At 70.7% G+C, this 232-nt stretch carries 1 pseudogene; it reads left to right on the forward strand.

Features of this window, described 5'->3' with window-relative positions:
• Positions 1–232 (forward strand): annotated as a pseudogene (locus ACYQ8K_RS30350) (dihydrodipicolinate reductase); the annotation flags it as partial.

Here is a 232-nt window from a genome sequence, read left to right on the forward strand (position 1 = left end):
ACCCGGGCGGCGGGTGTGGTGAACGGCCGCGAGGCCATCGTCATCGAGCACGTCATCCGGATGGCCCGCGACGTCGCCCCCGACTGGCCCACCGGGATCGGAGACCTGTCCTATCGCGTCATGATTTCCGGCGATCCGGACATCGACTGCACGCTGGCCGCGACGCTGAAAGATCCCGCGAAGGCCGGCATCGGCGGCATGACCTCCGGGGCGGGCGCGATGGTCGCCACCG

This window comes from Mycobacterium sp. MUNTM1, assembly GCF_054660795.1.